1 protein-coding gene and 1 pseudogene are annotated in these 1,150 nt (G+C 75.5%); one reads left to right on the top strand and one right to left on the bottom strand.

Annotation, left to right across the window (positions count from 1 at the left end; all coding sequences use genetic code 11):
• A partial coding sequence (locus tag AOK18_RS26495; protein WP_240503318.1) for a glycosyltransferase occupies positions 1 to 627 on the bottom strand: 627 nt, incomplete at its 3' end.
• Between the two features lie 57 nt (positions 628 to 684).
• On the opposite strand from AOK18_RS26495, the pseudogene AOK18_RS26490 reads away from it, so the two are divergent.
• Positions 685 to 1,150: pseudogene (locus AOK18_RS26490) on the top strand (glutamate racemase); the annotation flags it as partial.

Raw genomic sequence — 1,150 nt, 5'->3', positions numbered from 1 at the left:
GGCCGCCGCGGCCGTCCGCGACCCGTCCCGCCCGATCCGGCGGAACGGATACAACTGCGCGAAGAAGTACACGAACGCCGGTACGATCATCCGCTCCCAGAAGCCGTCCACGCGCAACCGCGCCATCTGCGAGACGACGTCGAACCCGCCGGTGCGGGCCGCCGCGACCAGCCGCCGCAGACTGTCGGACGCGTGCGCGATGTCGGCGTCCGTGAGCAGCAGGTACTCGGGCGCCCGCGCGCGTGCCAGGCCGATGCCGTGCCGCACCGCCCAGAGCTTGCCGGTCCAGCCGGCCGGCGGCTCGCCGGGCGAGCCCACGGTCAGCGGCAGCCCGCCGTGCCGGTCCGCCAGCTCCCGCGCCAGCCGCCCGGTGCCGTCCGTACTGCCGTCGTCGACGAGGAAGACCTCCGCCCGCCCGGGATAGTCCTGGGCGAGCAGCGTCGGCAGGCTCACGGGCAGCACCGCCGCCTCGTCCCGCGCGGGCACGACCACGCACACCGGCGGCCACGACTCCGGCTCCCGCCGGGACGGAAGACGGACGTCCGTACGCCAGAAGAAGCCCTGGCCGAGCAGCAGCCACGACCAGGCGGCGAGGGACGCGACGGCGGTCCACACAAGGGCGCTCACGTGCGCAGTCTGCCCCGGGCGGGCGGCCGGACACGGCTCATCGACTATCGTGACCGGGTGAAGATCGCGCTCATGGACTCCGGAATCGGCCTGCTGGCGGCCACCGCAGCGGTACGGCGCCTCCGCCCCGACGCCGATCTCGTCCTCTCCCTCGACCCCGACGGCATGCCCTGGGGACCCAGGACCCCGCAGGACCTCACCGCCCGCGCCCTCGCCGTCGCCGAAGCGGCCGCCGCGCGCCGGCCCGACGCCCTGATCGTCGGCTGCAACACCGCGACCGTGCACGCGCTCACCGCCCTGCGCGCCCGCCTCGAACCGGCCCTGCCCGTCGTCGGCACCGTCCCGGCGATCAAGCCGGCGGCGGCCGGCGACCTCACCCCGCACGACGTGACGACCGTCGTCCTGGGCTGCACCCACTACGAACTGGTCACCGAACGCATCCGCGCCGCCGTGCAGCGCCCCAACCTGCCCCCGCTGGTCCTGCACGGCTCCGCCGGAGCGGTCGCCGCCCAATCCCTGCGCC

The organism is Streptomyces prasinopilosus, assembly GCF_001419695.1.
GTDB classification, from domain to species: Bacteria; Actinomycetota; Actinomycetes; order Streptomycetales; family Streptomycetaceae; genus Streptomyces; species Streptomyces prasinopilosus.
This window is presented reverse-complemented; position numbering and strand designations above follow the sequence as displayed.